This is a genomic window from Vibrio sp. 2130-1, from assembly GCF_033339515.1.
In genome coordinates this window covers 33,633-54,790 of the sequence record NZ_JAWOUT010000008.1, presented here as the reverse complement: position 1 = coordinate 54,790, position 21,158 = coordinate 33,633, and the positions used below count along the sequence as shown (strand labels likewise).

General features: G+C 43.6%; 23 protein-coding genes. 8 read left to right on the top strand and 15 right to left on the bottom strand.

Features of this window, described 5'->3' with window-relative positions; all coding sequences use genetic code 11:
- Positions 1 to 185 precede the first annotated feature (185 nt).
- The 3 genes from R7Q09_RS13755 to R7Q09_RS13745 all read right to left on the bottom strand — a co-directional run bounded on the left by R7Q09_RS13755 (position 186) and on the right by R7Q09_RS13745 (position 2,603).
- The gene (locus R7Q09_RS13755; protein ID WP_005376453.1) at positions 186 to 446 is read right to left on the bottom strand and encodes a DUF5062 family protein; all 261 of its coding nucleotides are present in this window, start codon (positions 444 to 446) and stop codon (positions 186 to 188) included.
- A gap of 82 nt (positions 447 to 528) precedes the next feature.
- On the bottom strand, positions 529 to 1,605 hold the full coding sequence (locus R7Q09_RS13750) for a threonine aldolase family protein (RefSeq protein ID WP_033906520.1): 1,077 nt from the start codon (positions 1,603 to 1,605) through the stop codon (positions 529 to 531).
- A gap of 137 nt (positions 1,606 to 1,742) precedes the next feature.
- Positions 1,743 to 2,603, bottom strand: coding sequence for an immunity 49 family protein (locus tag R7Q09_RS13745; RefSeq protein ID WP_086047428.1), 861 nt, complete (start codon positions 2,601 to 2,603; stop codon positions 1,743 to 1,745).
- Between the two features lie 356 nt (positions 2,604 to 2,959).
- Here R7Q09_RS13745 and R7Q09_RS13740 point away from each other — a divergent pair, with 356 nt between their 5' ends.
- The 4 genes from R7Q09_RS13740 (at position 2,960) to R7Q09_RS13725 (ending at position 7,125) form a co-directional block, all read left to right on the top strand.
- A complete protein-coding gene (locus R7Q09_RS13740; RefSeq protein WP_171053569.1) occupies positions 2,960 to 3,574 on the top strand; it encodes a PolC-type DNA polymerase III in 615 nt (204 codons plus the stop codon).
- A gap of 252 nt (positions 3,575 to 3,826) precedes the next feature.
- Positions 3,827 to 4,354 (top strand): DUF6795 domain-containing protein, encoded by a 528-nt coding sequence (locus tag R7Q09_RS13735; RefSeq protein WP_213866366.1) that lies wholly within the window; start codon positions 3,827 to 3,829, stop codon positions 4,352 to 4,354.
- A gap of 117 nt (positions 4,355 to 4,471) precedes the next feature.
- Positions 4,472 to 6,232 (top strand): ABC transporter ATP-binding protein/permease, encoded by a 1,761-nt coding sequence (locus R7Q09_RS13730; protein WP_318070857.1) that lies wholly within the window; start codon positions 4,472 to 4,474, stop codon positions 6,230 to 6,232.
- A 500-nt stretch (positions 6,233 to 6,732) separates the two neighbouring features.
- Entirely contained in the window at positions 6,733 to 7,125 is a 393-nt protein-coding gene (locus tag R7Q09_RS13725; protein WP_005376463.1) for a hypothetical protein, read from the top strand.
- Between the two features lie 40 nt (positions 7,126 to 7,165).
- Here R7Q09_RS13725 and R7Q09_RS13720 read toward each other — a convergent pair whose 3' ends face one another.
- The 4 genes from R7Q09_RS13720 to R7Q09_RS13705 form a co-directional block, all read right to left on the bottom strand.
- Entirely contained in the window at positions 7,166 to 8,170 is a 1,005-nt protein-coding gene (locus R7Q09_RS13720; protein WP_017820976.1) for a metal-dependent hydrolase, read from the bottom strand.
- Between the two features lie 328 nt (positions 8,171 to 8,498).
- Entirely contained in the window at positions 8,499 to 8,957 is a 459-nt protein-coding gene (locus R7Q09_RS13715; protein ID WP_005388759.1) for a hypothetical protein, read from the bottom strand.
- Between the two features lie 93 nt (positions 8,958 to 9,050).
- Positions 9,051 to 10,079 (bottom strand): phospholipase A, encoded by a 1,029-nt coding sequence (locus R7Q09_RS13710; protein WP_017820977.1) that lies wholly within the window; start codon positions 10,077 to 10,079, stop codon positions 9,051 to 9,053.
- A 226-nt stretch (positions 10,080 to 10,305) separates the two neighbouring features.
- Positions 10,306 to 10,809: a DUF2938 domain-containing protein gene (locus R7Q09_RS13705; protein WP_005376471.1), complete on the bottom strand. Its 504-nt coding sequence runs from the start codon at positions 10,807 to 10,809 to the stop codon at positions 10,306 to 10,308.
- An 84-nt stretch (positions 10,810 to 10,893) separates the two neighbouring features.
- On the opposite strand from R7Q09_RS13705, the gene R7Q09_RS13700 reads away from it, so the two are divergent.
- A complete protein-coding gene (locus R7Q09_RS13700) occupies positions 10,894 to 11,301 on the top strand; it encodes a helix-turn-helix domain-containing protein (protein ID WP_021707542.1) in 408 nt (135 codons plus the stop codon).
- Positions 11,302 to 11,373: 72 nt separating this feature from the next.
- Here the strand turns inward: R7Q09_RS13700 and def are convergent, their stop codons facing one another.
- The 5 genes from def to R7Q09_RS13675 all read right to left on the bottom strand — a co-directional run bounded on the left by def (position 11,374) and on the right by R7Q09_RS13675 (position 16,843).
- The gene (gene def / locus R7Q09_RS13695; protein ID WP_005388756.1) at positions 11,374 to 11,880 is read right to left on the bottom strand and encodes a peptide deformylase; all 507 of its coding nucleotides are present in this window, start codon (positions 11,878 to 11,880) and stop codon (positions 11,374 to 11,376) included.
- A gap of 233 nt (positions 11,881 to 12,113) precedes the next feature.
- Positions 12,114 to 12,578 (bottom strand): ABZJ_00895 family protein, encoded by a 465-nt coding sequence (locus R7Q09_RS13690; protein ID WP_017635325.1) that lies wholly within the window; start codon positions 12,576 to 12,578, stop codon positions 12,114 to 12,116.
- A 537-nt stretch (positions 12,579 to 13,115) separates the two neighbouring features.
- Positions 13,116 to 14,561: an AGE family epimerase/isomerase gene (locus tag R7Q09_RS13685; RefSeq protein WP_085569062.1), complete on the bottom strand. Its 1,446-nt coding sequence runs from the start codon at positions 14,559 to 14,561 to the stop codon at positions 13,116 to 13,118.
- Positions 14,562 to 14,668: 107 nt separating this feature from the next.
- Positions 14,669 to 15,211 (bottom strand): AAA family ATPase, encoded by a 543-nt coding sequence (locus R7Q09_RS13680; protein WP_318070856.1) that lies wholly within the window; start codon positions 15,209 to 15,211, stop codon positions 14,669 to 14,671.
- 288 nt (positions 15,212 to 15,499) lie between these two features.
- Complete coding sequence (locus R7Q09_RS13675) at positions 15,500 to 16,843, bottom strand: magnesium transporter (RefSeq protein ID WP_186585352.1); 1,344 nt, start codon at positions 16,841 to 16,843, stop codon at positions 15,500 to 15,502.
- Between the two features lie 215 nt (positions 16,844 to 17,058).
- On the opposite strand from R7Q09_RS13675, the gene R7Q09_RS13670 reads away from it, so the two are divergent.
- A complete protein-coding gene (locus tag R7Q09_RS13670) occupies positions 17,059 to 17,934 on the top strand; it encodes a universal stress protein (protein ID WP_213877285.1) in 876 nt (291 codons plus the stop codon).
- A 43-nt stretch (positions 17,935 to 17,977) separates the two neighbouring features.
- Here R7Q09_RS13670 and R7Q09_RS13665 read toward each other — a convergent pair whose 3' ends face one another.
- Both R7Q09_RS13665 and R7Q09_RS13660 read right to left on the bottom strand, forming a co-directional pair.
- The gene (locus R7Q09_RS13665; RefSeq protein ID WP_005376487.1) at positions 17,978 to 18,367 is read right to left on the bottom strand and encodes a MazG nucleotide pyrophosphohydrolase domain-containing protein; all 390 of its coding nucleotides are present in this window, start codon (positions 18,365 to 18,367) and stop codon (positions 17,978 to 17,980) included.
- A gap of 26 nt (positions 18,368 to 18,393) precedes the next feature.
- Positions 18,394 to 18,822 carry a PaaI family thioesterase gene (locus R7Q09_RS13660; protein WP_104976129.1) on the bottom strand — a complete coding sequence of 143 codons (429 nt, stop codon included), beginning with the start codon at positions 18,820 to 18,822 and terminating at the stop codon, positions 18,394 to 18,396.
- A 211-nt stretch (positions 18,823 to 19,033) separates the two neighbouring features.
- Between R7Q09_RS13660 and gloA the strand changes: the two genes are divergently transcribed.
- Both gloA and R7Q09_RS13650 read left to right on the top strand, forming a co-directional pair.
- On the top strand, positions 19,034 to 19,420 hold the full coding sequence (gene gloA / locus R7Q09_RS13655) for a lactoylglutathione lyase (protein WP_005376490.1): 387 nt from the start codon (positions 19,034 to 19,036) through the stop codon (positions 19,418 to 19,420).
- 11 nt (positions 19,421 to 19,431) lie between these two features.
- The gene (locus R7Q09_RS13650; RefSeq protein ID WP_104976130.1) at positions 19,432 to 20,532 is read left to right on the top strand and encodes an alkene reductase; all 1,101 of its coding nucleotides are present in this window, start codon (positions 19,432 to 19,434) and stop codon (positions 20,530 to 20,532) included.
- A gap of 117 nt (positions 20,533 to 20,649) precedes the next feature.
- Here R7Q09_RS13650 and R7Q09_RS13645 read toward each other — a convergent pair whose 3' ends face one another.
- The gene (locus tag R7Q09_RS13645; protein WP_151515625.1) at positions 20,650 to 20,925 is read right to left on the bottom strand and encodes a nitrogenase-stabilizing/protective protein NifW; all 276 of its coding nucleotides are present in this window, start codon (positions 20,923 to 20,925) and stop codon (positions 20,650 to 20,652) included.
- Between the last annotated feature and the right edge of the window lie 233 nt (positions 20,926 to 21,158).

Below are 21,158 nucleotides of genomic sequence, written 5' to 3'. Positions count from 1 at the left end.
GGTTGCACTCTTGCAACGCGAGCATTGTAGCGCTTCTCTGGCTTTATCTTTAGCCCTTTTGATGCTGTTTTGTAAATCAATGATAACGAAACATTAGAAGACCTCGGTGCACTCGCCAAGATCAAACAAGGCGAACCATTTGGCTCGCCTTGTTAATTAATGACCTATATGACTTATGAGGTTTTCTACTTTAGAGGGTCGTTGTCTGGCAATGCACTGTGTATCCAGACTGCCAGTCGGTGTTTGATGCTTGCGCCGTCTAGCTTGCTTTCCGGTAATGGGGTGATCTGTTTGGCATCAACCAAGAATAGGTAAATCGCTTTTACTCTTAGAGGTTGTGGTGACTGAGGAAGGTCAAAGCCTTGTAGCTTCGCCATCTTCCCACCAATCTCTAGTGCCTTCTTAACCAGTTTGTCTTCATTGTGAAGTTTGGAGCTTTTTGACATTGATAAATCCTCTTCTTCGCTTCAATTAAGAATACATGAAGTGTCGCGTATGGCGTGTTAGTAAGCTCGCATATTGATAAGTTTATGCCTTCTTACCGAGTAACTGATTGAAAAACGACCTTAATTCGTCATCACCAAGATTGAGCAGGTAGTCACCAATATACCATTCAACAATCGATTGATTTGGATGTGCCGTGACTTGCGGGTTACCAAACCAAATGCCCTTTTCCGTGGCAAACGTGTGTTGGAGTTCTTTCAACTCTTCGCAGCTAAATGGCAGGATAAGGTGCAACATGTTTGCTTGAGGCTGGGTTGGTCTCACCGCCAAAGATGGGAACTCTTCAATGATCTTGTAGATCTGTTTTGTTCGCTCAAACAGAGCCGGCATTTGTGACAACCTTTCATCAAACTGCATTGCCGCAGACACCACATAAGGTGTTCTGTGATAGAGGTTGCCACCTTGCCGCTTCATCCACATTGAAGCCAGTTCAATGAACGACTTTGAGCCAAGCAACATAGATCCGCCCATGCCGTTGATGCCTTTGTAAAGTGAAACATAGGTCGTATCAAAACCAGCGGCGATCTCGCGGTATTCTTTCTGATAGTAAGCTGCGGTTTCCCAAAGTCTTGCGCCATCCATATGGAGATGAATTTTGTTTTCGGCGCAGTACGCTTTGATTTCTTCCAGTTCTTGCCATGAAGGTAGCTGACCACCAATTTCTCGCATCGGGAGTTCATAAAGAACGGCTGCGATTTCATCCGGCCAAGCAGTGAGATCCTCAAGCTTCCATGTTTGATAAGGGTTCCCTACTGGCAAAATACTAAAGCGATGTTGAAGCTGATAGCCTTGTTTTTCATGCACCGGAATATGGCTAGATGCGTGCATGGCGACAATAGGATTACGCTTTTGTCTTGTGACAATTTCAAGCACCGTTGGCTGCGTCATCGTCCCTGTTACAACAAAAAGCCCTGCCTCGTAACCCAGCAGATCGGCAACCTTTTGCTCGAACGCTTGAATCGTTTCTCCCTCACCGTAGACATCGTGATTTACGTTGTTCTCTTCGCACCACTTTGTCATTTTCGCAAAGTGTTCGGCTGGAGAATCTTCTTTATTACCAGAGAGATGGATATGACAAAGCTGTTTTAGGTGGGCACTCATTGTTCTGTCCTTTGAATCAAAGCTTCAACAATGTAACTTGTTAAAACGGAGGCGTAAACTGCATTTTCGCGATGTATTTTCTGCGTATGCCTCCGTGCTGAACCTCCGGTTGGACATAGATTTAACTTAAGAGTGATTTACGCAGAACAAAGATCATGCTCACCGTAAACAAGCCATTTAGGTAAATATGCGGCTTCTGGAATCGTCCAGCCATACTTATCGTATGCTAATGCAGCAAGACCAGTCAGTTTCAGAGAAACATTTCCTTTTGGCGAATAGCGAACATCTTCATTTATGTAGAACTGGTAATGCGCCTCTAACGCATCCCTCAGTGCCTCTTGATAATGTGCCTCATCGCCATCGATAATGGCAACAAACACATTCACAAATGGAATAAACAAAGAGTGTACATATGGCACTCTGGTTGACTCTAAGTATTGCGGAGAAGATTTCTCCATCACAGTTTGCAATAACTCAGGTAACGCTGATGAATTGCTAAATACACCGTTAACGAACTCGACTAGCGCAACATCGAATGGATCTTTTAAACGCACTAACGACTCATCCATGATGGTCATCAGCTCTACGCAGCGCCAATCTCTCGCGGCCATCGTTAAACAGATTTCATCCAACCAAGCATCCATCGTTCCCCCTGCAACAGAACGGTTACCTACTTCCGAAAAATGTCGGTGCCCAACGGAGAATTCAACCACTTGGTCTGAATGATTGGCCAGCAAGTAGACGTTATTCAGTAACTCAAGCGCCCTTTTTATATAAGCTGGCGAGGCCTGATGTTGTCCATATTTTGAAGCAGTAAAAAATGCCTGAAGCGAATCCCAAGCATCGCCTTTCATTCTTTTAAGAGGTTGCTTATAAAAAGATTGTTTTTCATCAAGCATTCTTTCCCAGAAGCTGTAGAAATCTTCATCTTCTTCACGAAAAATACGCAATTTTCTTTCTTCAGGTATCTCTAAATAATGATTCTTCATTGGTTCCATCGTTCCCTAGCCTCGCATTATAAGTTGTTCTAATTTTTTGCTGTGATGATATTCATCCTCAAAATCAAGCCGTGAATGATGCCGAAGTTGATTTATAAAATCAATTTATAATCAGTATGTTGTATCGAAAGTTAATGCTTAATTGAAATGAATCGAAAAGCCGAAAAACATTTGAAATATAAGGCTACCGCACAAGCCGCGATGGGTAAGCCAGAACGTACCTGTCCATAAACAGTGGACGACGAACACTGACTTTGTGGAGTAAAGATAGACAGATATTCACCATTGTGTTCGCCTTTCTTTTTCTGTCGCTTTCGATAATACTCTTGCGCAATATTACTCAGCTGGAAAATTTTATGCCTCAAGCAAACTCTGTGGTCGTACTCGACTTTGAAACCACAGGTCTCTCTCCTACTTTAGGTGATCGCGCAATAGAAATTGGTGCAGTAAAGTTAGTCAATGGCGAGGTTGTCGATAGTTTTCAGCAACTCATGAATCCCAGTTTCAGAGTGAGTTCTTTCATTGAGAACTACACCGGCATTACCAACAATATGTTGCGATCGGCACCAAGCTGCGAAGAGGTAATGGCGTCATTTAGTGAGTTCATTGCTGGCGAGAACCTTATCGCTCACAACGCGTCCTTCGATAAACGATTTTTAGATGCAGAGCTTGAACGAATCAACTGTGGTTATTCGGGTGAGTTTGCTTGCTCCTTACTGGTGGCAAGACGGCTCATTCAAGATGCCCCATCACATAAGCTAAGTGAACTTGTTCGCTATAAAAATATCGACAACGACGGCGTTTTCCACCGTGCACTAGCCGATGCGCAAATGACAGCCAAGCTTTGGCTCTTAATGGTCGAAGGGATAGAAAACTCAGGCGTCGAAAAACCAAGTTTTCAGTTGATGCAAACGGTCAGTAAAACAGCCAAAGGAAAAGTCGACCTGCTACTCGCCAAAAGCCGTGCGTAACACCCTCCGAACTAAAAGCTGATTCTAGTCTCTTCGACGTTTAAGTGATTTTCGATATACATGCGATATTGGCTATATCTGTCAATATCGCAGTGCTTCTTATTCAAAACAAAGATCGCCTGGGTCACTCTATCCTCCAAAACTTCTAAAAAAATCGTGAATTATGTCTCACCGATTTAGATACTCGCTATAGTCACTCGAGACAATACGCAACAATTCGAGGTGTATTCACTGACTACTGATTTGTAAGCGATGATCAACAATGTTTTTCTGTTCTTAGAACAGTTTGCAGCTTTACTCATACTCGTACTGATTTCTGTTTTTGCTGTTGGCTTTTTATTTTTTGGTAAGGAAGCTCAAGTGTTTACACCAAGCATAAAAGGACGTATTACGAAGAACGATACTCCCATAAAGAATGCAAATGTAGTACTTAACATTCGGTCAGCAAATAGTTCTTTCGAACGTAGCTTCACCACGAATACAAATGGGGAATTCAAGTTTGATCCTGTTTTCAGAAAAAGGAACAAAGTTCTAAGTATTTTCGATGGCCTATTTCAAACAATATGCAGTGTAGAAGTGACCACAACCGTTGCCAATCAAAAGGTTGTTATTTGGAAAGGAATTTTCAGGCATCATGTCATCGGTATGAAGGAAAGAGTAAATATGTCTAATTTAAACTGCGAAGCCACCACCCCCATCAGAAAGTTTGAATTTCAATCCCATGGGGATTCCGTAAGTAGTCAATGTGACTTAAGTGATTACTTAAAAGTAAACAGATAGAGTAATGTTTACTCTATCAAACTCCTCAACTTCCTGATCCGAACGCGGTAGTTCGCTGGTCTCACCAACCAAACTGGCTTACTATGCCAGGTACCTAAAACGCTTTGTGAGTCACTCATGAGCAGAAAAAATAACAAAAATCTCAGCATTCTTCTTAAACTCACCACCTTTATTGCACCTTATAAATGGCGGGTTGCGGCGGCCTTAGTTGCCCTTGTCGCGACAGCAAGTTTGACGTTATCCGTTGGCTATGGAGTACGCATACTTATCGACCAAGGCTTTGCTCAGCAATCATTGCAAGAGCTTACCAATGCGATTCAGTTTATTGTCGGTGTCACATTGTGTATTGCCATTGGGACTTTCTTTCGCTTTTACCTTGTCTCTTCCGTAGGTGAGCGCGTTAGTGCGGATATTCGCCTTGCGGTGTTTAACCATGTGATTACGCTGCATCCGAGCTATTTTGAGACCAACAGTAGTGGCGACATTATGTCGCGCCTGACTACCGATACCACATTGCTGCAAAGCATTATTGGTTCATCGTTCTCGATGGCGATGCGTAGCGCTCTGATGTGTTTTGGTGCCATCATTATGTTATTCGCTACCAACGTTAAGCTCACGCTGATTGTGCTTGCTTCTGTGCCTTTGGTTCTGGTTCCGATTTTGTTTTATGGACGACGCGTGCGTGCGCTCTCTCGCCAAAGTCAGGACTCAATGGCCGATGTTGGCAGCTACGCTGGAGAAGCGATAGAACATATTAAAACCGTGCAAAGTTTTAGCTCAGAGTCGCATGAACGAGCGGCTTTCGCTGTCGAGGTGGAAAAAGCTTATGAAATAGGTAGACAGAGAGTAAAGCAGCGAGCGATCCTGATATCAGGCGTTATTGTGATTGTGTTCAGCGCGATTGCAGGCATGCTTTGGGTAGGCGGCAGCGATGTGATTCACGGAAAAATGTCTGCGGGTGACCTAGCCGCATTTGTGTTTTATGCCATTATGGTTGCCTCATCGACTGCAACCATTTCTGAAGTCATGGGTGAATTGCAAAGAGCCGCAGGTGCTACCGAACGGCTGATTGAGATCCTTCAAGTAGACAGCGATATTAAAGCGCCGAACAACTATTTGCCTGTCCGTTCCGACATGCCTGCTGAGGTTAACTTTAATTCGGTGAGTTTCAACTACCCTTCTCGACCAAATCAACCAGCAATCAAAGAATTAAATCTAACTGCTGAACAAGGAAAAGTGTTGGCGTTGGTCGGCCCTTCTGGTGCCGGTAAAACAACACTATTCGAACTGCTGCAACGCTTTTATGATCCGCAAAAAGGGCAAGTGTTGTTTGGTGGTGAAGATATTCGACAGTTCGACCCAAACGAGCTTCGACGTCAAATGGCGCTCGTACCACAACAACCAGCGCTGTTTAGCCATGATGTTTTTCATAATATTCGCTACGGTAATCCTGAAGCGACGGATGAACAAGTTATCGAAGCCGCGAAAAAAGCCCATGCCCATGAGTTTATTGAGAAGCTTCCCGAAGGCTATCACAGCTTTTTAGGCGAGCGCGGCGTTAGGCTATCGGGCGGACAAAAGCAGCGCATTGCGATTGCTCGCGCGATTCTAAAAGATCCAAAAGTCTTACTGCTAGACGAAGCTACCAGCGCCCTTGATAGTGAAAGTGAACATCACGTTCAGCAAGCACTTGAAGCTCTAATGAAAGGACGCACAACGCTGATTATTGCTCATCGTCTTTCGACTATCCAACATGCGGATAAAATTGCGGTGCTCGACAATGGCGAATTAGTCGATGTTGGTAACCACCAATCATTAATGCAAAGCTGTGAGTTGTATCAGCGACTTGTGGCATTGCAATTTAAGCACTTGGAGTAACGTCTAGTTAAGCGTTCAAAAGTAAGTAAAGGCGAACAAAGTAATTTAATAACAATAGCTTAACGATGTTTTTGTATCAGTCCCGTGAGCCCTGGCGAGACTAGGGATCTGATAGCAGTGCGCTGAGTGGTTAATGAGATAATTTAGACCATGAAGAGCTAGGATAGAAGATCCCACATCATGTCCCATCGTCGCTGTACAAGGTGACGAAATACAAAAGATGCCACTCGCAGTTAAACGAGCGGCATTAAACCAAGCAGCTCGCCTTTTAACAAAGGAATTCCAGTAAGAATCCAGTAACCAGCGTATTCTCCCTTCAACTAGAAACACTCGTTCACAACTACCATATAAAACCCAATCAACTTCATTTGTAACAATTAAGGTTTCAAAAATAGGAAATCATTACTGAAAAAGTTTACCGCGTTTTGTGTTGCTATCTATGGTTACAATGTTTGAGACATCAATGCCTTCAAACCAAGCAACACAAAAGCGGCACCGATATGAACAGCGAAGCGAAACAACTATTTTCTTATCTATGTCAGCGATACGATGCGCTTTCTCAAGAGCTTGAGTCTCGCCCTTTTCCTGAATTTTCTGAGACTATTACTCATCCTCTTGGGCACTGTTTAGTCCGTTGCCCAGCAGGTAGCCAACGCTTTTCTATTGTAGCAGTCAACTTTGCACCCTCCGTTCGCGGGCAAGGCGTGCTTACTGCATTTATCGACTACATCAAAAGCAATCCTTACCACTACCAAGGTGTTGAGGTTGCAATCATTGAAAACAAGAACTTAGCTAAACGGCTTTTGTCTCTTGGCTGGAAGTACAAGTCCCTGTTTGGCAAGATTTTCTTCGCTAGCAAGCCGACCCTAGTAAAGGACTTTCAGTCTGCGTAATAGTTATTACGAAACCGCATCGACATCCAAAGTAAAACCATCACTCAAAATCCGTAAGCATGTTGAAAAAAACTTGGCGATCTTCTGCAGTACTTCCTCGATGAGCAGTGTATTCAACGTGCGCGTCTGCGCTGGCTTTTGGGGATAGATTGATGCCCCATAACGCATTAATTTGGTTTGGTACGATGGAATAACGCATATCAACAATTCGCATTTCATTATTCGGATCCGTCGCTACAAAACCGTTTGAAAACCAACGGAAACGTTCGATGTCTCTTGCTTGTTGCGATTGCGGGTTTAGCCACGGAAATTGCTCTTTTATATTTAACTTTGGAGTTGATTCGCCAGGGTAAATTTTTATTGAACGCCCCACCCTTACGGCATCTACATAGTAGCTCTCTTCCGTTTCATAAATTAGTTTCCAAACCAAAAGATTGCTGAAACTTGGTTTGGCTTTTAATTGTATAGCGTTGTGTTGTCGCTCTTTGACGATTTCCCAACCAGCTACTTCTGCTCTATCTCGTTGTATCGTTCCAAGACTTAGGTAAGCCAGGCACCATAAAAATGCAATGCGGGCATAGTTTGGGCTTCGCTTCAGTGCAACAAACAAAAGCAATATTAAAATAGGGAGTGTGAACGCGGGGTCGATTACCGAAATAGTGTTCCAAGCATAACGCGTGTTGCTTATCGGCCATAGAAGCTGTGTTCCATAACTGGTGCATGCGTCTAATAACGCATGGGTACTATAACCAAGCGCGCAGTAAAACCAACTCTGCCGGAAGCTTAGTCCTCGCTTTTTTGCGAACAATGGATACAACAACAAAGCACAAATGAAACTACCAAACGGGATAAACAAGAGCGAGTGAGTAAATTGGCGATGGTATTCCAAATACAGCAAAGGATCAGTTGAAGAACGGATTAGCACATCTAAATCCGGAGCCATCCCAGAGACCACGCCCAACACGCCAACAACTGCAAGGTTTCGCTTGTTGCTCACCGCCAGTGGCAAAGCTGCACCCAATAAACCTTGCGTTAACGGATCCATCGTTCACTTCCTTTAGATAGATGAAGCTCAGCTGGAAAGCGTACACGCTCAATAGTCGGTTCCAATTTAAAAACCAGAAGGTTCTTCGACATAAATTATCCGCATTTAAGTGGAAAATAATACACGACTTAGTCATGCATTTGCTTGTTTAGCAACAAACACCTTGATTTAGTGTAAGAAGGAATCACGCCGTTCGCTAGTGAACGAACAAATCTGAGTCTAGGCTTGTTTGGTATTTCAAACCCGAAGGTTTATCTGACGCGAAAAAACAAGGCGATCCAAATGGCTCGCCTTGTTTCTAATTTACTGAACGATAAACGACAGGTGTTTAGTCTTGAGGATTCTCTTTCGCGTTGATTTCAGCGTAAGTGTGCAGCAGCTCCGTCAATGTTTTTACCCACGCAAAAACATCCGAAGGTGCATTTTCGATTAGTTTTTCCACTAGCGCACAGTGTGTTTCTAGCGTGATGGCCTCTTCCAAACGGAATGAGATCGCGTAGAAATGCCAAAGCACCAATCGCGTCATTCGCTCGCTATTTTGCTTTGCGTTGTCTGAGTCATCAAACGCTTGTTGAATTTCACTCAGTGCGATTGCTGTCATGCGTAGCATTGCATCAAGACGTGCAGACAACATGCGGTCTTCACTATCCACTTCTTCTTGATCAAAAGTGAACAGCTCATTCATCACGTCTTCTGGCACCATTTTACTGATCATACGAGCACTAAACTCTTCCAGCTCATGGCGAGGCATAGTTACAAGACAATCGAAGGTGTAATCACGAAGCATAAAATCACTCTAGGTTAGAAATCAATTTCAGCCTCGCATTCTAAATATTGAAATTTCAATTGCCAGTGTTAATTTCTATCCATCTACGAAAAACTACAAAACACCGTTGATTGCAATACCAACACCAATCCGCTGCTGATTATGATCATAGTCGATCAAGCTCTTACCATAACCCGCTGAGTATTGTGCGTACCCCTGAACTTTGCCCCAAATCGGAAATGACACACCCAGTTCTGCAAAACCCTTATGTGTTTGAAAGTTCTGGCGACCTAAAAAGGTAAACTCGTAACCATTCCACTTGTAAGCACTCGATAGCTCAAAGTGTCCCATATAGTCTTCGATATCCGGGTTATCATCACCTTTGGGATCATTAGGCGATGTCTTTTCATCTTCAGGTATACGCCACCAAGGCTGGATAGAAACCGCAAAATTGTCTTTTGCAAAGGTTAAGTTGGCATAGACACGGTTCCAACTGCGCGATAGCTCCTGTCTCTGACCGTTAGACTCATGTTCAATACCAAAACCTAACCAAGTCGAACCATCAAGTGGTTTCCAGTCTGTTGGGGTGTAGTAAAAAAGCTCTGGACGATAATTGGTTTCACGGAATGGACGAGATGCTGCACCCGTGTATACCTGCCAAAATGATTTAAGAGTCATTCCAAAAAACAGACCATCTCCATCAAACAACAAGTCATCATAGTTCATTGGTACTTTAAAACTGATTTGGAACTCCGCCTCTTCCTTACGCAGTTCATCGCCGTATTTGGTGTCGGCATACGCGCGTTTATTTACACGATCACTGTATGTAAACGGAAGAATATAGTTAACGCGATGCGCGACTAGGCTAAACGGTTCGAACGCGTTTTCTCGTTCTGATTCCAAACGCTTGTCGACCAAACTTTCCTGAAGTTCTTCAGGCTCTTCAATTTCTGGATCTGCGGGCACTGTGCTGGTTACTGTGTCAAGCTCACACTGCGCGCGAATGCTCTTTATGGTTTCTTCACCTTTGCTTTGCTTTATTTTGTCTAGCAAACATAAATCATAAGCACTGGCTGTTTCTCCCATCGCAACTGGCGCTGCCAATAAACTCAGTATTGATATCCCTGCCACTTTTGAAGCCATCTGAAACCCTTAATATTCTTTATGTCAAACCAGATAATTTTAGTTTTTCTTGGTAAACCGCTTGCCATTCTGACGTTAAGGCAATGTTAAATGTCCGCCGACTTTACGTCTTGGATAAATGCAACAGACTTTAGACATATCGGTCAACTATGATCAAAGCGCAAAAAACAACCAAGAGTTGAGCATCATAGATAAAAACCACTCGTTTGCATGATGCTCATTTTATCTATGCAAAATACTGGCTCGTAACTTTGATTGCAAACCCGGCTATGAATAAACCCAAACCATAACCCAAATGCGCCAATGTGCTAAGAAAACGGGCTTTCCAAGGTGTTGGGGTTTTACTCGCAGCAAAACCAAATCCTAGACAAGGTTGAATGACCAAAAATGGGAAGATCAACGTTACCACGCCTGTAATTAAGCTGGGCATTAGACTGGGCTCTACCAACCAATGATGACCAAAAACAGTAACGTGAGCCAAAGCGAAAGTAACGCCGATGGCATAATGCAAAAACCAGCCAAGTGACTTTTCTCCCGGCATCGCCTCTGACGCCATAATTGGCGCATGCATAAGCTTTCCTTGGGGCATGTACAAAACCCAGCGCGCAACCAACGCATAGTTTAATGAAGGAATACCAAACACTCTCCTTTGTAACCATGCCCATAAATCCATTATCAAAGTGGCACCAATCCCTATTAGCACCGCTTGCAATCCCATTAAAAGCAGCATTTTTCTCTCCTCAAGTTTTTGATTTGTTAAGGTCTTAGTTGCATGCTACAACTTAAAGCCAACTTGAAGTCAATGGGGAATAATATGGATATTGCAGAAGTGGTTAGAAAATCAGGATTGCCGACTTCAACGCTCAGGTACTACGAACAGCTGGGGTTAATTCGCTCGATAGGAAGGAATGGATTGAGACGCCAATATTCACCAGAGGTACTCAATACACTCAATTTAATTAGTTTGGGGCGTATCGCTGGAATATCGCTTAACGAAATGGCAGAAATGTTGAATCAATCAGAAGTTTCAAAGCCATATATCGATCGTGACTTACTAACGAAAAAGGCACTTGAGATTGATGAGCAAATAAAACGTTTGAAAGCGGTGCGAGACAGCCTAAACCATGTTGCCACCTGCCCTCATGAGTCACATATGGACTGTTCTTCATTTCAAAGGCTTATGAAGGTCGTAAAGCGTTATGTCCCCCAAAAGCAGAGATAAACCGCTCTCCCTACCGTCCTATTCTTGATTTACAAGGAAGTAACTCGCGGTTGTGAGTTACTTCCTTTCATATTACTTAGCTTGCGATTTTACGTACTTCTTCACTTTTTTCATCGCCATTTTTTGCTTTAACGGTGAAAGGTAATCAATGAACAAGTTACCAGATAGGTGATCAATTTCGTGCTGCATCACAATCGCCAAGAACTCATCGCTCTCGATTGTAATCGGGTTGCCATCACGGTCTAGTGCAGAAACAACAACTGACGTGTAACGCTCTACATCTGCGTAGTACTCAGGAACAGATAGGCACCCTTCTTGACCAAGTGCTTTGTTTTCTCCGCTCACCACTTCTGGGTTAACCAAGATTAAAGGATCATTGCGTTCGTCAGAGATATCGATGACAACAACCGCCTCTTTTCTGCCTACTTGGGTTGAAGCTAAACCGATACCATTGCCCGTTGCGTAAAGTGTTTCTAGCATATCGTCTATCAGCGTTTGTACTGTCGATACATCAGTGACTTTTTCTGCTTTTACTTTAAGCCTTGGGTCTGGAATGGAGAGAATTTCGAGGACTGCCATACTTACCTTTCATATCTATAAATCGTAATTCGTGGCGAATTATACACACGTTTCTCGATACATAAACCTGCTAAGCTATCTTGCGCACAAGGCATAAACCATTAACTCAAACTACAACACAATAAATGGGTTTGCCTTTTAGATAAAAATCCTACAAACAGGAAACTAAAACGCCAGCACATTATGGCTGACGTCTTGTCATGATCCTAATTGAATCGTTTGTTGTATTTTATCTACTGACTTTCCTTGGCTTTGAGTAATACTCTAATCGCCATTTTCTCACCACTTTTTAAAATTAAGTAGGCGATGCCAATCGTTATTAGCATTATGATAGCAATAAAAATACTTACCCCACCGAGCTCAGATAATAAATAAAACGGAGAAATATCTAACGACATTAAGATAAGAGAGAACACTACCAAACTTGCTAAAGTCCACAGTAAAACAGCATACCATCTTGTTTTTGATGGCATTACATCTCCAGTCTTGTAGCCGAAGTAATAACCAACACTCATGGCTGGGATTAACGTGCTAAGAAAGCCTGTACCACTCATTTCTATCCCAACAATATATTCAATGGCCAACAGCAATGCAGCCCAACAAACGGACGCCAGACACAACAGAGACGTAACAAGAAGTACCGATGGTGGCTGGTTTATTTCTGATTCTGAATAGTTATTTTTTAATTCCACTTTCATTTCCTTCCATTTATTTGAATAAAATAAGCGTTTTAGATCATGCTTCCGCTTGGACAACCTAGAGAAACAACACCACAAGAAATACAACTTGTAGCTTTTTAAATAGTTTTATTTTCATTTAACCTAGATTCCAACTAACTGTTATTTTTTAAAACTAAACCCTCTCTCTCAAATTGTATATTCAATAAGTTTACTCATATGGGCCCAGTGCAACCATGTTAATACGTTCTATGTATCAGAAACAATTCATTTATTTCCAATGACACTAGTGAGACTATGCGACGTGATTGGAATCTCACTTAAGTTTTCATGGACCTATCGCGCTGAAAATTGAATCCTCTACCTGTCATAAAATAAAAAGCCGTCAAAACCAGTGGTTCTGACGGCTTTTTATAAGCGCCCAGGGGTCATTACCTACACAATTACTGCTTGAAGCTTATCTAGTGACAGACCTAGATAGCTAATAGTCATCCTTGCTATCGGAGGACTTTATTGGCTTTTACGCGGACTTTAACTAACACATCACCATCGACCAACCTAAGGTCGAATATTGGTGAATGTCGCGGTGGCGACTCCATCACTTTGTGACGACAACGATTTTACGTCTGCGCTAAAGTAATACGGATTAAGTGGCATTTTATTCTCTGCTGGTCGCGCGTAGTAAAGCTTGGCGGGCTGTTTTGCCATTTGTTGCGCGTACAAATACCCGACCAACGCATGTTCAAACTGGTGGTAACCATTTCCCCAATGGAACGCTTTGGTTGATTTAGGACTCAGACCGACTCCTCCATATTGATGATCCACCCATACGTCCATAAAAGTGGGTAACGTGTATTGAAGCGTTTCTTTCATCGAACCATCGACAAGAGAAACTGTCATCGCCGCTTGATCGAGTTCTGCCCATTCCCAAGACGAGCTATAGTGCTTGTATGGTCTTGATTGCCAAGCAGGAATGCTCTCTTGTGCCCATTTACTCTGCCATTCTGGTGAGAAAAGTGCTTTGACTTGCTCAAAGTTTTGCTGATATTGCGCTTGCTTAAGCGTGTGTTTCATTCCTTTGAAACCAAACTCTGTCCAATTGGAATTTTCCAACAACTGACCAGTGAGATACGTCATCCAATACGCTTTGATGGTGTGTCCAAAATCATTGTGTTTCGCATCTGGCATCATTACCGCTTTGTGGTGTATCGCGCCATAAAAGCGCTGCTCTTTGACGGAATGGTAGTTATCTAGCATCACTTTCGTCAGCCATTGCAGATCTTGCTTCCACTTGGCTTGCGCTGGCGCTGGTAAAAGTGGCGCCGTTAACAACAGATAGCCATTGATCTGGTCAAGTTGAGCGACTAGCTCTTGCTGCTTCGCACTTTCCCCATCACCGTCTTTCAAAACCCAAGCCAGACCGCGATCATCGCTTCGTCGGTATTGTTTAAATATAAACGCTTGCTGGTCGATGAGCGCTTGTTCGACCTTTGGATCTTGAGTCAAGTAGTAGTACATCGCCAAACCCACCAAGGCGTAAGCTTGGTCTTGAGAAGTTCGTTGTTGCCACTCCATCCCCGGTTTCCCACTACGCGTAAAGCTCACAAAGCCGCCGTTTTTCTCATCTTGTAGATGATCAATCAGGTAATAAGCCCCTTTCTTTGCCAGCTCTAATGCTTGCTTGTCACCCGTAAGATGAAAAAGCACGCCATAAGCGTAAGTTTGGCGCGATTTCATGCGGGTGTATTCGCGATCGAAGTGCGGGCTAATCCACCCTTTGTTTAATTCTCCACACGGCTTTTGTGGGTCGAGAATGACACCGTTATCACAACGAAAAGTCGGAAAATTCCCCGCAGGTTGTCCATGCGCGCTTTCCATCATCCAATATGGGGCTAGGCCATTCGTCACATGGTTTAACCAATCATCCCCCGAAGGCAGGCCTACATCAGCAAAGCTGCTCATGCTCGTCGTTGCGAGCAATAAGGTAAGATATTTAAAAGACATAACACTCAATTAAGTTATTGAATTTTATCCAGTATAAATAACTCCCTTTACGCATATTGTTGTCGTGCTCACAATCGCCTTACGCATTTGTTTGCATCAATCATCTTTCAGCCTTGTTCGATGACTGAGCCGAGAATAAACGCTACTCTGTCTTCGACTGACATTTTGGGCACTTCGATCAATTGATAACCAAATTTGTGATAAGCGTTGACCATCTGTTGATACGTAGCCACCGCTTCAGAAAAATCTTGCTTTCGCTCTTCGTCGTTGCTGAATATCGACGTCCACGGTGGAAAAATGAATACTTGAGAATGATAACGAAGCGTCTGGCAATGCGTGATGAGCTCATGCGAGATTGGCAGTTGTTCCAACTTAATGTAGCCATATACGTCCACAATACTGCGATCAAAAAACACATTCCCTTGGTGGACATTGAAAGCTCGGTAATTGCTCACTTCTGCCTTCATCATTTCGTCTCGAAAAGCTTGTTTGTCATTCCAAGGTAATGCTGAACCGTGATTGGCAACCTGCGTTTGTATTATTTGACGGCCGGTTTCTGGCGCGCAGATAAAACCTTGTGTTTTTAGCTGTTCGATTACCGAAGTTTTCCCTGCACCGGGACCACCAGAGAATACGATAAGTTTATTCAAAATCTTTTCCTTATTTTTTGTTTGAGTGAAGTAATGCGTGTACAGCCAAGAAAATGGGCATCATCTGGCGTTTGAAATTGGCATTTGGCACGCCAGCGTTAGCGAGATCGGTAGTGGGAAATTTGGGGAATAGAACTGGGCAGTGAAGAGATATACAAAGTAAGAACCGAAACGACGTGTTCATCGGTTATGGAAAACGGAGGAATGCTGAGCGAAACAAGCTCGCCCAAAATACTGGGTTGGGAAATGGTGCGATTGGTCCTGCTGGTTAACGCGTCAATTGGATATCTATATCAAGAAAATGGCACCTAAGCCTAAGAACGCAAAGAAACCGACGACGTCGGTAACGGTCGTCAATACTACCGAGCCAGCCACGGCGGGGTCAATGTTAAACTTCTTCAACGTGAATGGTATCAACGTACCCGATGCCGCGGCCGCCAAACTATTGAGGAAAATGGCACAGCAAATAATAAGTGCCAATGGCCAAGAATCAAACACCATATAAACGACACCCGCGATCACCAATCCCATAATTAAACCATTAATGGTGGCGATTTTTAATTCCTTATTCACCAATAGCTTCAAGTTACTTTGGTGCAAGTGGTTTAGTGCGATACCTCGAATGGCCACCGCTAAGGTTTGGCTACCCGCGATGCCGCCCATGCTCGCCACGACAGGCATTAAGATCGCAAGCGCAACGACCTGCTCGACCACATTATCAAAAAGCCCAATGATGGCGGAGGCTACGAAAGCGGTCAGCAAGTTAATCACCAACCAAAGTGCTCTTAGCCTTGTCGCCACGCTTAATGGTGTGAACAAATCTTCTTCGCTTCGTACGTTTTCTGCCACTACGGCTTGCAGGCTGAGTTCGCGCAACGTAATCGCAATGGTCGCCATCGACAAGACGCCCATAATTTTGCCACCAGCCATGATAGGAAACCAATGTGCTCCACCATCAATCGAGACTTGTTTGCTGACGCTTTGAATCGTTTGAATATCTTCTAGAATTGGCGTAACTACGGTCAAGTCGGTAAGTTTGATATGATTCTCGTGCAGCAACAGGGTTTGCGGCTCTATCGTACCAATCACACCACTTGCATCACGCACAATAATCAACCGCACTGGACTTTGCCCGCGTTTTAGCAGCTCGGTTTTGATGCCTCCTACGCTGTTTTTAGGGTTTGCGACCAGAAAGTGAGGCTCGGCATAACGTCCAACTTTGTTGTCTTCATACGACAATGCTTGTTGGATATGCGCGACAGACTCTTCACTTTGATCAATAAGGTATTCATCTACAAATTCGGTCGGTAGAAAGTCCGCAAAGATGATCAGTTCTGAATCCGTTATGTACGTCAAGCGTTCATGTTGTAAGTCTTTATTGAGTGATTGATGAATGTGCTTGGCGGTGTCGTATCGGAGCAAATTTAATACCGTCCAATACTTCTCAGGCGGCACTGCTTCTATGACACGTTTACGGTAAGCAATGTTGACCGATTCCAAAATGTTCGCAATCTGTGCTTCTTGATAGTCTTTCAAAAAGCTCAAGTCTTCGGTCGATTCTATCGCTTTAATGATCTCAGCAAGCAAATGTGGCACTTTGCGGTTAATTTGCAATTGGTTGGAATCTATCATTACTTTTACCTATAGCTTTCACTACCACATTCGCCGCATTGACGATATGTGCTATCCGAAGGCATGAATTCTTGATGTTAAAATTCTAGGCGATAGTTGACTTAATTGCGGAATTTATATTTCGCTCGCAGAAACAAAACGCCTCTGCATCAGTTCATGGTATAGACTTGAATGTGTGTCAGGCTCATTCGCCTTGTTTGATAATGGAGTAATCAATGGCACCTGTATTTTTTCTGACTCAGCAGGCCGCCTTACCAAGTCGTAAGGTGCTTCGTAAAGTGATTCAATTTTCGACAGCGTTGGCTCAGCCTATTGTGGTTTTAGTGGAAGACCATCGCCGAAGTGAAGATCACGCATTCGCTCATTTTCTCAGTTTCAACTCTGACCATATAAAAAAAAGACAAGCTGAGTTTGAAGCTTGGACCTTAAAGTTCAACGCATTAGTTGTCGAACTTTGTGAAGAAGAAGAGCTTGAAACACCAACGCTCTCTTACGAGCATTTCAAAGGGAGCCATTGGGTTGAGCAAGTTGCGAAACGACTTGTTGACCACACTGACTTACTGCTCGTGGGACACTTTAACAAACACGAGATTCAAACGATGCTCACAGAACTAGCACAACAAGATTGCGACTTGTTGCTACTGAGTGAGCGTTCATGGCCTTCTCACGCCAACATGCTTTGTGCAATCGACCCACTTCATCGAGGGGATGAAAAGTCGATAGTAGATAAAGCCATCGTCTCGCGAGGCTCAAAATTAGAACAAACCTTAAGCGGGAAAATGACGCTCGTTTACTGCCGATACGTCGCGCCATACCTCTCTCGCTATCGTGCAGAGATATTAAGCAATCAAAAAGCAGGCATTACAGATTTTATTAGTGCGCAAAAGTTAACGCGAGTTCCATTACTATTACCGGAAGGAAACCCTGAAACGGCGTTACCAAAAGCAGTTAAGCAATCACAAGCAGCGATTTTGATTATGGGGGCATGTAAACGAAGCATGTCATCTCAATTTTGGTCTGGCAGCACTGTAGACACGTTACTTGACCAACCACCTTGTGACCTACTGTTGGTCAACAGCTCCAAGGGCTGACTAGGTATTCCCTATTAACCTATCCTTTCAATACCAAGCGCAGTTATTGGCTCTTTACATCTTCTAACTGCGCGGCTTCATGCTCTGCGTTCAAGGCTTGTTTCTGCTGCTGTTTTATCTCATCCCAACTGCGTCCCGACTCAATCGCAGATACACGCTGATCGTATTTGTTGCAGGCTCTTTCGAGTACTTTCTCAGGATCTATACCCTTTTCTCTTTCCAGCGCTTTTAATACGTTAAGATAGTTCCACAACACATCGCCTAACTCGTCTTCCAAATGACAAAGGCGATCCTCACGAATCTCTTCGCGGACTTCATCAACTTCTTTGCCAATGGCCTCCAGATAAGTCTCTACGCCTTTAAACCAAGTATTGGTTTGGTCATATTGAGATTTTCTCGTCGCAATTGCATACAGCTCATCAAATTTCTTCATTGCCTCTCCGTAGAACACGTTTTTATTTATGCCTTTTTAGGACGAATAAACTTCCCTTTAGCCGTCACTCTAACTTCGCTATTGACCCGTAATTGAGCCACCAGTTGATATATACCGCGTCGTTCACCTTCACAGTGTGCAGTAATCGTGACTCGATCATCTAACTGAATAGGTGCATGGTAGCGCACATCCAACTGCGCCGTAAGGGCTTGAATGTCTCTAGATAACAAACAATGCGTCATTGCACCATCGAGAAGCGAACTGGCAATACCACCATGTAACAGGTCTGTGTAACCTTGATGACGCGGTAAAACGTGAAACTCTCCGACAACAGAGTCATCGGCTAGGTATTGGTAGTTCACGGCCAAAGAGTTCGGATTCACATTAATTGAAGAACAAACCGCACATTGATGATGAGATTCGTGAGTGTAATGACAGTAGCTGTTTGTGGACATGATAGTTACTCGGTTTCTCAAAAGAGTAATTAGCATATGCCAACAATTAAAAAGAAACGGCGAGTAATCTTTGTTTGCATGTTGCAGGGCCAGCAACCTCGCTTTTCATAACACTAAATAATCATTTTAATAATTAACGATAATTTCCAGTTTATTTAGAGTGGCGATATGGTTTGCATAGTGATTACGCAACGTTATGAAAAGGCGACTTATGAAGTTTCTCCACACGATGATCCGTGTAGCTGACCTAGACAAATCTATCGAATTTTATACAAAAGTTCTGGGAATGAGTGTTTTGGATCGTTTTGAAAACCAAGAATACCGTTACTCACTGGTGTTTGTTGGTAACCCTGATCAACCAGATGGCGCGACCATCGAGCTAACTTATAACTGGGATACCGACAGTTACGACTTGGGTAACGCATTCGGACACATGGCACTGGGGTCTGAAGATATTTACGCCGCTTGCGAAAAAATTAAAGCGCTTGGTGGCAACGTTACTCGCGAGCCAGGTCCAATGAAAGGCGGAGAAACTCACATCGCGTTCATTAAAGATCCCGATGGTTACCAAATCGAACTCATCCAAACTCAAAAATAACGAGGTTTCCTATGACAGATGCATTATTTCAACCCATTCAACTTGGCTCTCTCTCATTAAAAAACCGTATCGTTATGCCTCCGATGACGCGTTCTCGTGCTTCTCAACCAGGTAATATCGCTAACGACATGATGGCGACCTACTATGCTCAACGTGCTGAAGCGGGCCTAATCGTTGCTGAAGGCACACAAATTTCGCCAATGGGTCAAGGCTATGCATGGACACCAGGCATTTACAGCCCAGAGCAAATTGCTGGCTGGAAAAAAGTAACTGATGCAGTGCACGAGAAAGGCGGCACTATCTTCGCGCAATTGTGGCACGTTGGTCGTGTGACTCACCCTGATAACATTGGCGGTGAGCAACCTATTTCTTCTTCTGCGCTAAAAGCAGAAAACGTGAAAGTATTTGTCGATAACGGCACAGACGAACCGGGCTTTGTCGACGTGGTTGAGCCACGTGAAATGACCAAACAAGACATCAAGAACGTTATTGAAGAGTACCGCCAAGCCGCACTAAACGCGATAGAAGCCGGATTCGATGGTATCGAGCTTCATGCAGCGAATGGCTACTTGGTTAACCAGTTTATCGATTCTGAAGCGAATAACCGCACCGATGAATACGGTGGCTCTATTGGAAACCGTCTGCGTTTTCTTGGTGAAGTGATAGAAGCGATGACGCAAGCCATTGGCGCTGAGCGTGTTGGTGTTCGTCTTGCGCCATTCACTTCGTTAAATGGCACCGTTGATAGTACGCCAGTCGAAACCTACACCGCCGCTGCAGCGCTGCTTGATAAACTCAATGTGGTTTACATTCACATTGCAGAAGTGGATTGGGACGACGCGCCAGACACTCCGCACAACTTTAAAACCGCAGTTCGTGAGGCGTACAAAGGTACACTGATTTATGCTGGTCGTTACAACGATGAAAAGGCGCAACACGCGATCGAAAGTGGTTTAGCTGACATGATTGGCTTTGGCCGTCCGTTTGTTGCAAACCCCGACTTACCAAGCCGCATCAAGCATGGCTATCCACTGGCAGAACATGACCCTGCCACATTGTTCGGCGGCGGTGAAAAAGGCTTAGTGGACTACCCTGCGTACCACGCGGGTTAATTCATCTACGTAAAGCTGATTCGCAACTCGCGACAAACCAATAGCGAAACCAAAAGAACCTTGCTCTTCCCCCTGTAACGCCAAGATGCAGGGTTCTTTTTAGGCAAGCCATCAGAATTAACGTCTTTGACAAGATGTACAACCTCGACACGCAGAGCGCGTCTTTTTACTGAGCAAACTGCGTTGTACTTTACAGTAAGCATTCTTTAAAGCACGACGACCTGAAAACCAATCATCCGGTTTAGTGAGGATTAAGTAGCCGTGAAACCTCTTAACCAACTCGGTTCGATTGTTTTCGATAAATCGGCTATCAAACTCGATGTCGAAGTAATTCAAAGCCTCTTCGATACAAGTAAAGCTGGCAATTTTTTCCTGAATCGTATTCTTTGTCATCGTTTCTTTAGCGTAATCATTTTCAATGAAGTCTAAGTGCCTCGCGCTTTACGTTCTTTGATTTAGCGCTTCTTAAGATCATTCTTTATGGGTTTTCCATATTGAAATTCAATTTGGGAATTCGTTAACCCACCTAGCATTTTCATTTTGACAACCACTTTAAGACACTGATTTAAATAAACATTATTTCTGGTTCATATTTTGCTCTACTTCATTAAACGGAATGTTGGAGC

Excerpts from the sequence above, each read along its gene's own strand:
- def (WP_005388756.1), bottom strand. The coding sequence starts at position 11,880 with ATGGCAGTCCTCGAAATTCTCTCCATTCCAGACCCAAGGCTTAAAGTA.
- R7Q09_RS13715 (WP_005388759.1), bottom strand. The coding sequence starts at position 8,957 with ATGCTTCGTGATTACACCTTCGATTGTCTTGTAACTATGCCTCGCCAT.
- R7Q09_RS13650 (WP_104976130.1), top strand. The coding sequence starts at position 19,432 with ATGACAGATGCATTATTTCAACCCATTCAACTTGGCTCTCTCTCATTA.
- R7Q09_RS13725 (WP_005376463.1), top strand. The coding sequence starts at position 6,733 with ATGAACAGCGAAGCGAAACAACTATTTTCTTATCTATGTCAGCGATAC.
- R7Q09_RS13745 (WP_086047428.1), bottom strand. The coding sequence starts at position 2,603 with ATGGAACCAATGAAGAATCATTATTTAGAGATACCTGAAGAAAGAAAA.
- R7Q09_RS13720 (WP_017820976.1), bottom strand. The coding sequence starts at position 8,170 with ATGGATCCGTTAACGCAAGGTTTATTGGGTGCAGCTTTGCCACTGGCG.
- R7Q09_RS13665 (WP_005376487.1), bottom strand. The coding sequence starts at position 18,367 with ATGAAGAAATTTGATGAGCTGTATGCAATTGCGACGAGAAAATCTCAA.
- R7Q09_RS13675 (WP_186585352.1), bottom strand. The coding sequence starts at position 16,843 with ATGATAGATTCCAACCAATTGCAAATTAACCGCAAAGTGCCACATTTG.
- R7Q09_RS13645 (WP_151515625.1), bottom strand. The coding sequence starts at position 20,925 with ATGACAAAGAATACGATTCAGGAAAAAATTGCCAGCTTTACTTGTATC.
- R7Q09_RS13690 (WP_017635325.1), bottom strand. The coding sequence starts at position 12,578 with ATGAAAGTGGAATTAAAAAATAACTATTCAGAATCAGAAATAAACCAG.
- gloA (WP_005376490.1), top strand. The coding sequence starts at position 19,034 with ATGAAGTTTCTCCACACGATGATCCGTGTAGCTGACCTAGACAAATCT.
- R7Q09_RS13740 (WP_171053569.1), top strand. The coding sequence starts at position 2,960 with ATGCCTCAAGCAAACTCTGTGGTCGTACTCGACTTTGAAACCACAGGT.
- R7Q09_RS13660 (WP_104976129.1), bottom strand. The coding sequence starts at position 18,822 with ATGTCCACAAACAGCTACTGTCATTACACTCACGAATCTCATCATCAA.
- R7Q09_RS13685 (WP_085569062.1), bottom strand. The coding sequence starts at position 14,561 with ATGTCTTTTAAATATCTTACCTTATTGCTCGCAACGACGAGCATGAGC.
- R7Q09_RS13755 (WP_005376453.1), bottom strand. The coding sequence starts at position 446 with ATGTCAAAAAGCTCCAAACTTCACAATGAAGACAAACTGGTTAAGAAG.
- R7Q09_RS13735 (WP_213866366.1), top strand. The coding sequence starts at position 3,827 with ATGATCAACAATGTTTTTCTGTTCTTAGAACAGTTTGCAGCTTTACTC.
- R7Q09_RS13710 (WP_017820977.1), bottom strand. The coding sequence starts at position 10,079 with ATGGCTTCAAAAGTGGCAGGGATATCAATACTGAGTTTATTGGCAGCG.
- R7Q09_RS13670 (WP_213877285.1), top strand. The coding sequence starts at position 17,059 with ATGGCACCTGTATTTTTTCTGACTCAGCAGGCCGCCTTACCAAGTCGT.
- R7Q09_RS13705 (WP_005376471.1), bottom strand. The coding sequence starts at position 10,809 with ATGCTGCTTTTAATGGGATTGCAAGCGGTGCTAATAGGGATTGGTGCC.
- R7Q09_RS13750 (WP_033906520.1), bottom strand. The coding sequence starts at position 1,605 with ATGAGTGCCCACCTAAAACAGCTTTGTCATATCCATCTCTCTGGTAAT.
- R7Q09_RS13700 (WP_021707542.1), top strand. The coding sequence starts at position 10,894 with ATGGATATTGCAGAAGTGGTTAGAAAATCAGGATTGCCGACTTCAACG.
- R7Q09_RS13730 (WP_318070857.1), top strand. The coding sequence starts at position 4,472 with ATGAGCAGAAAAAATAACAAAAATCTCAGCATTCTTCTTAAACTCACC.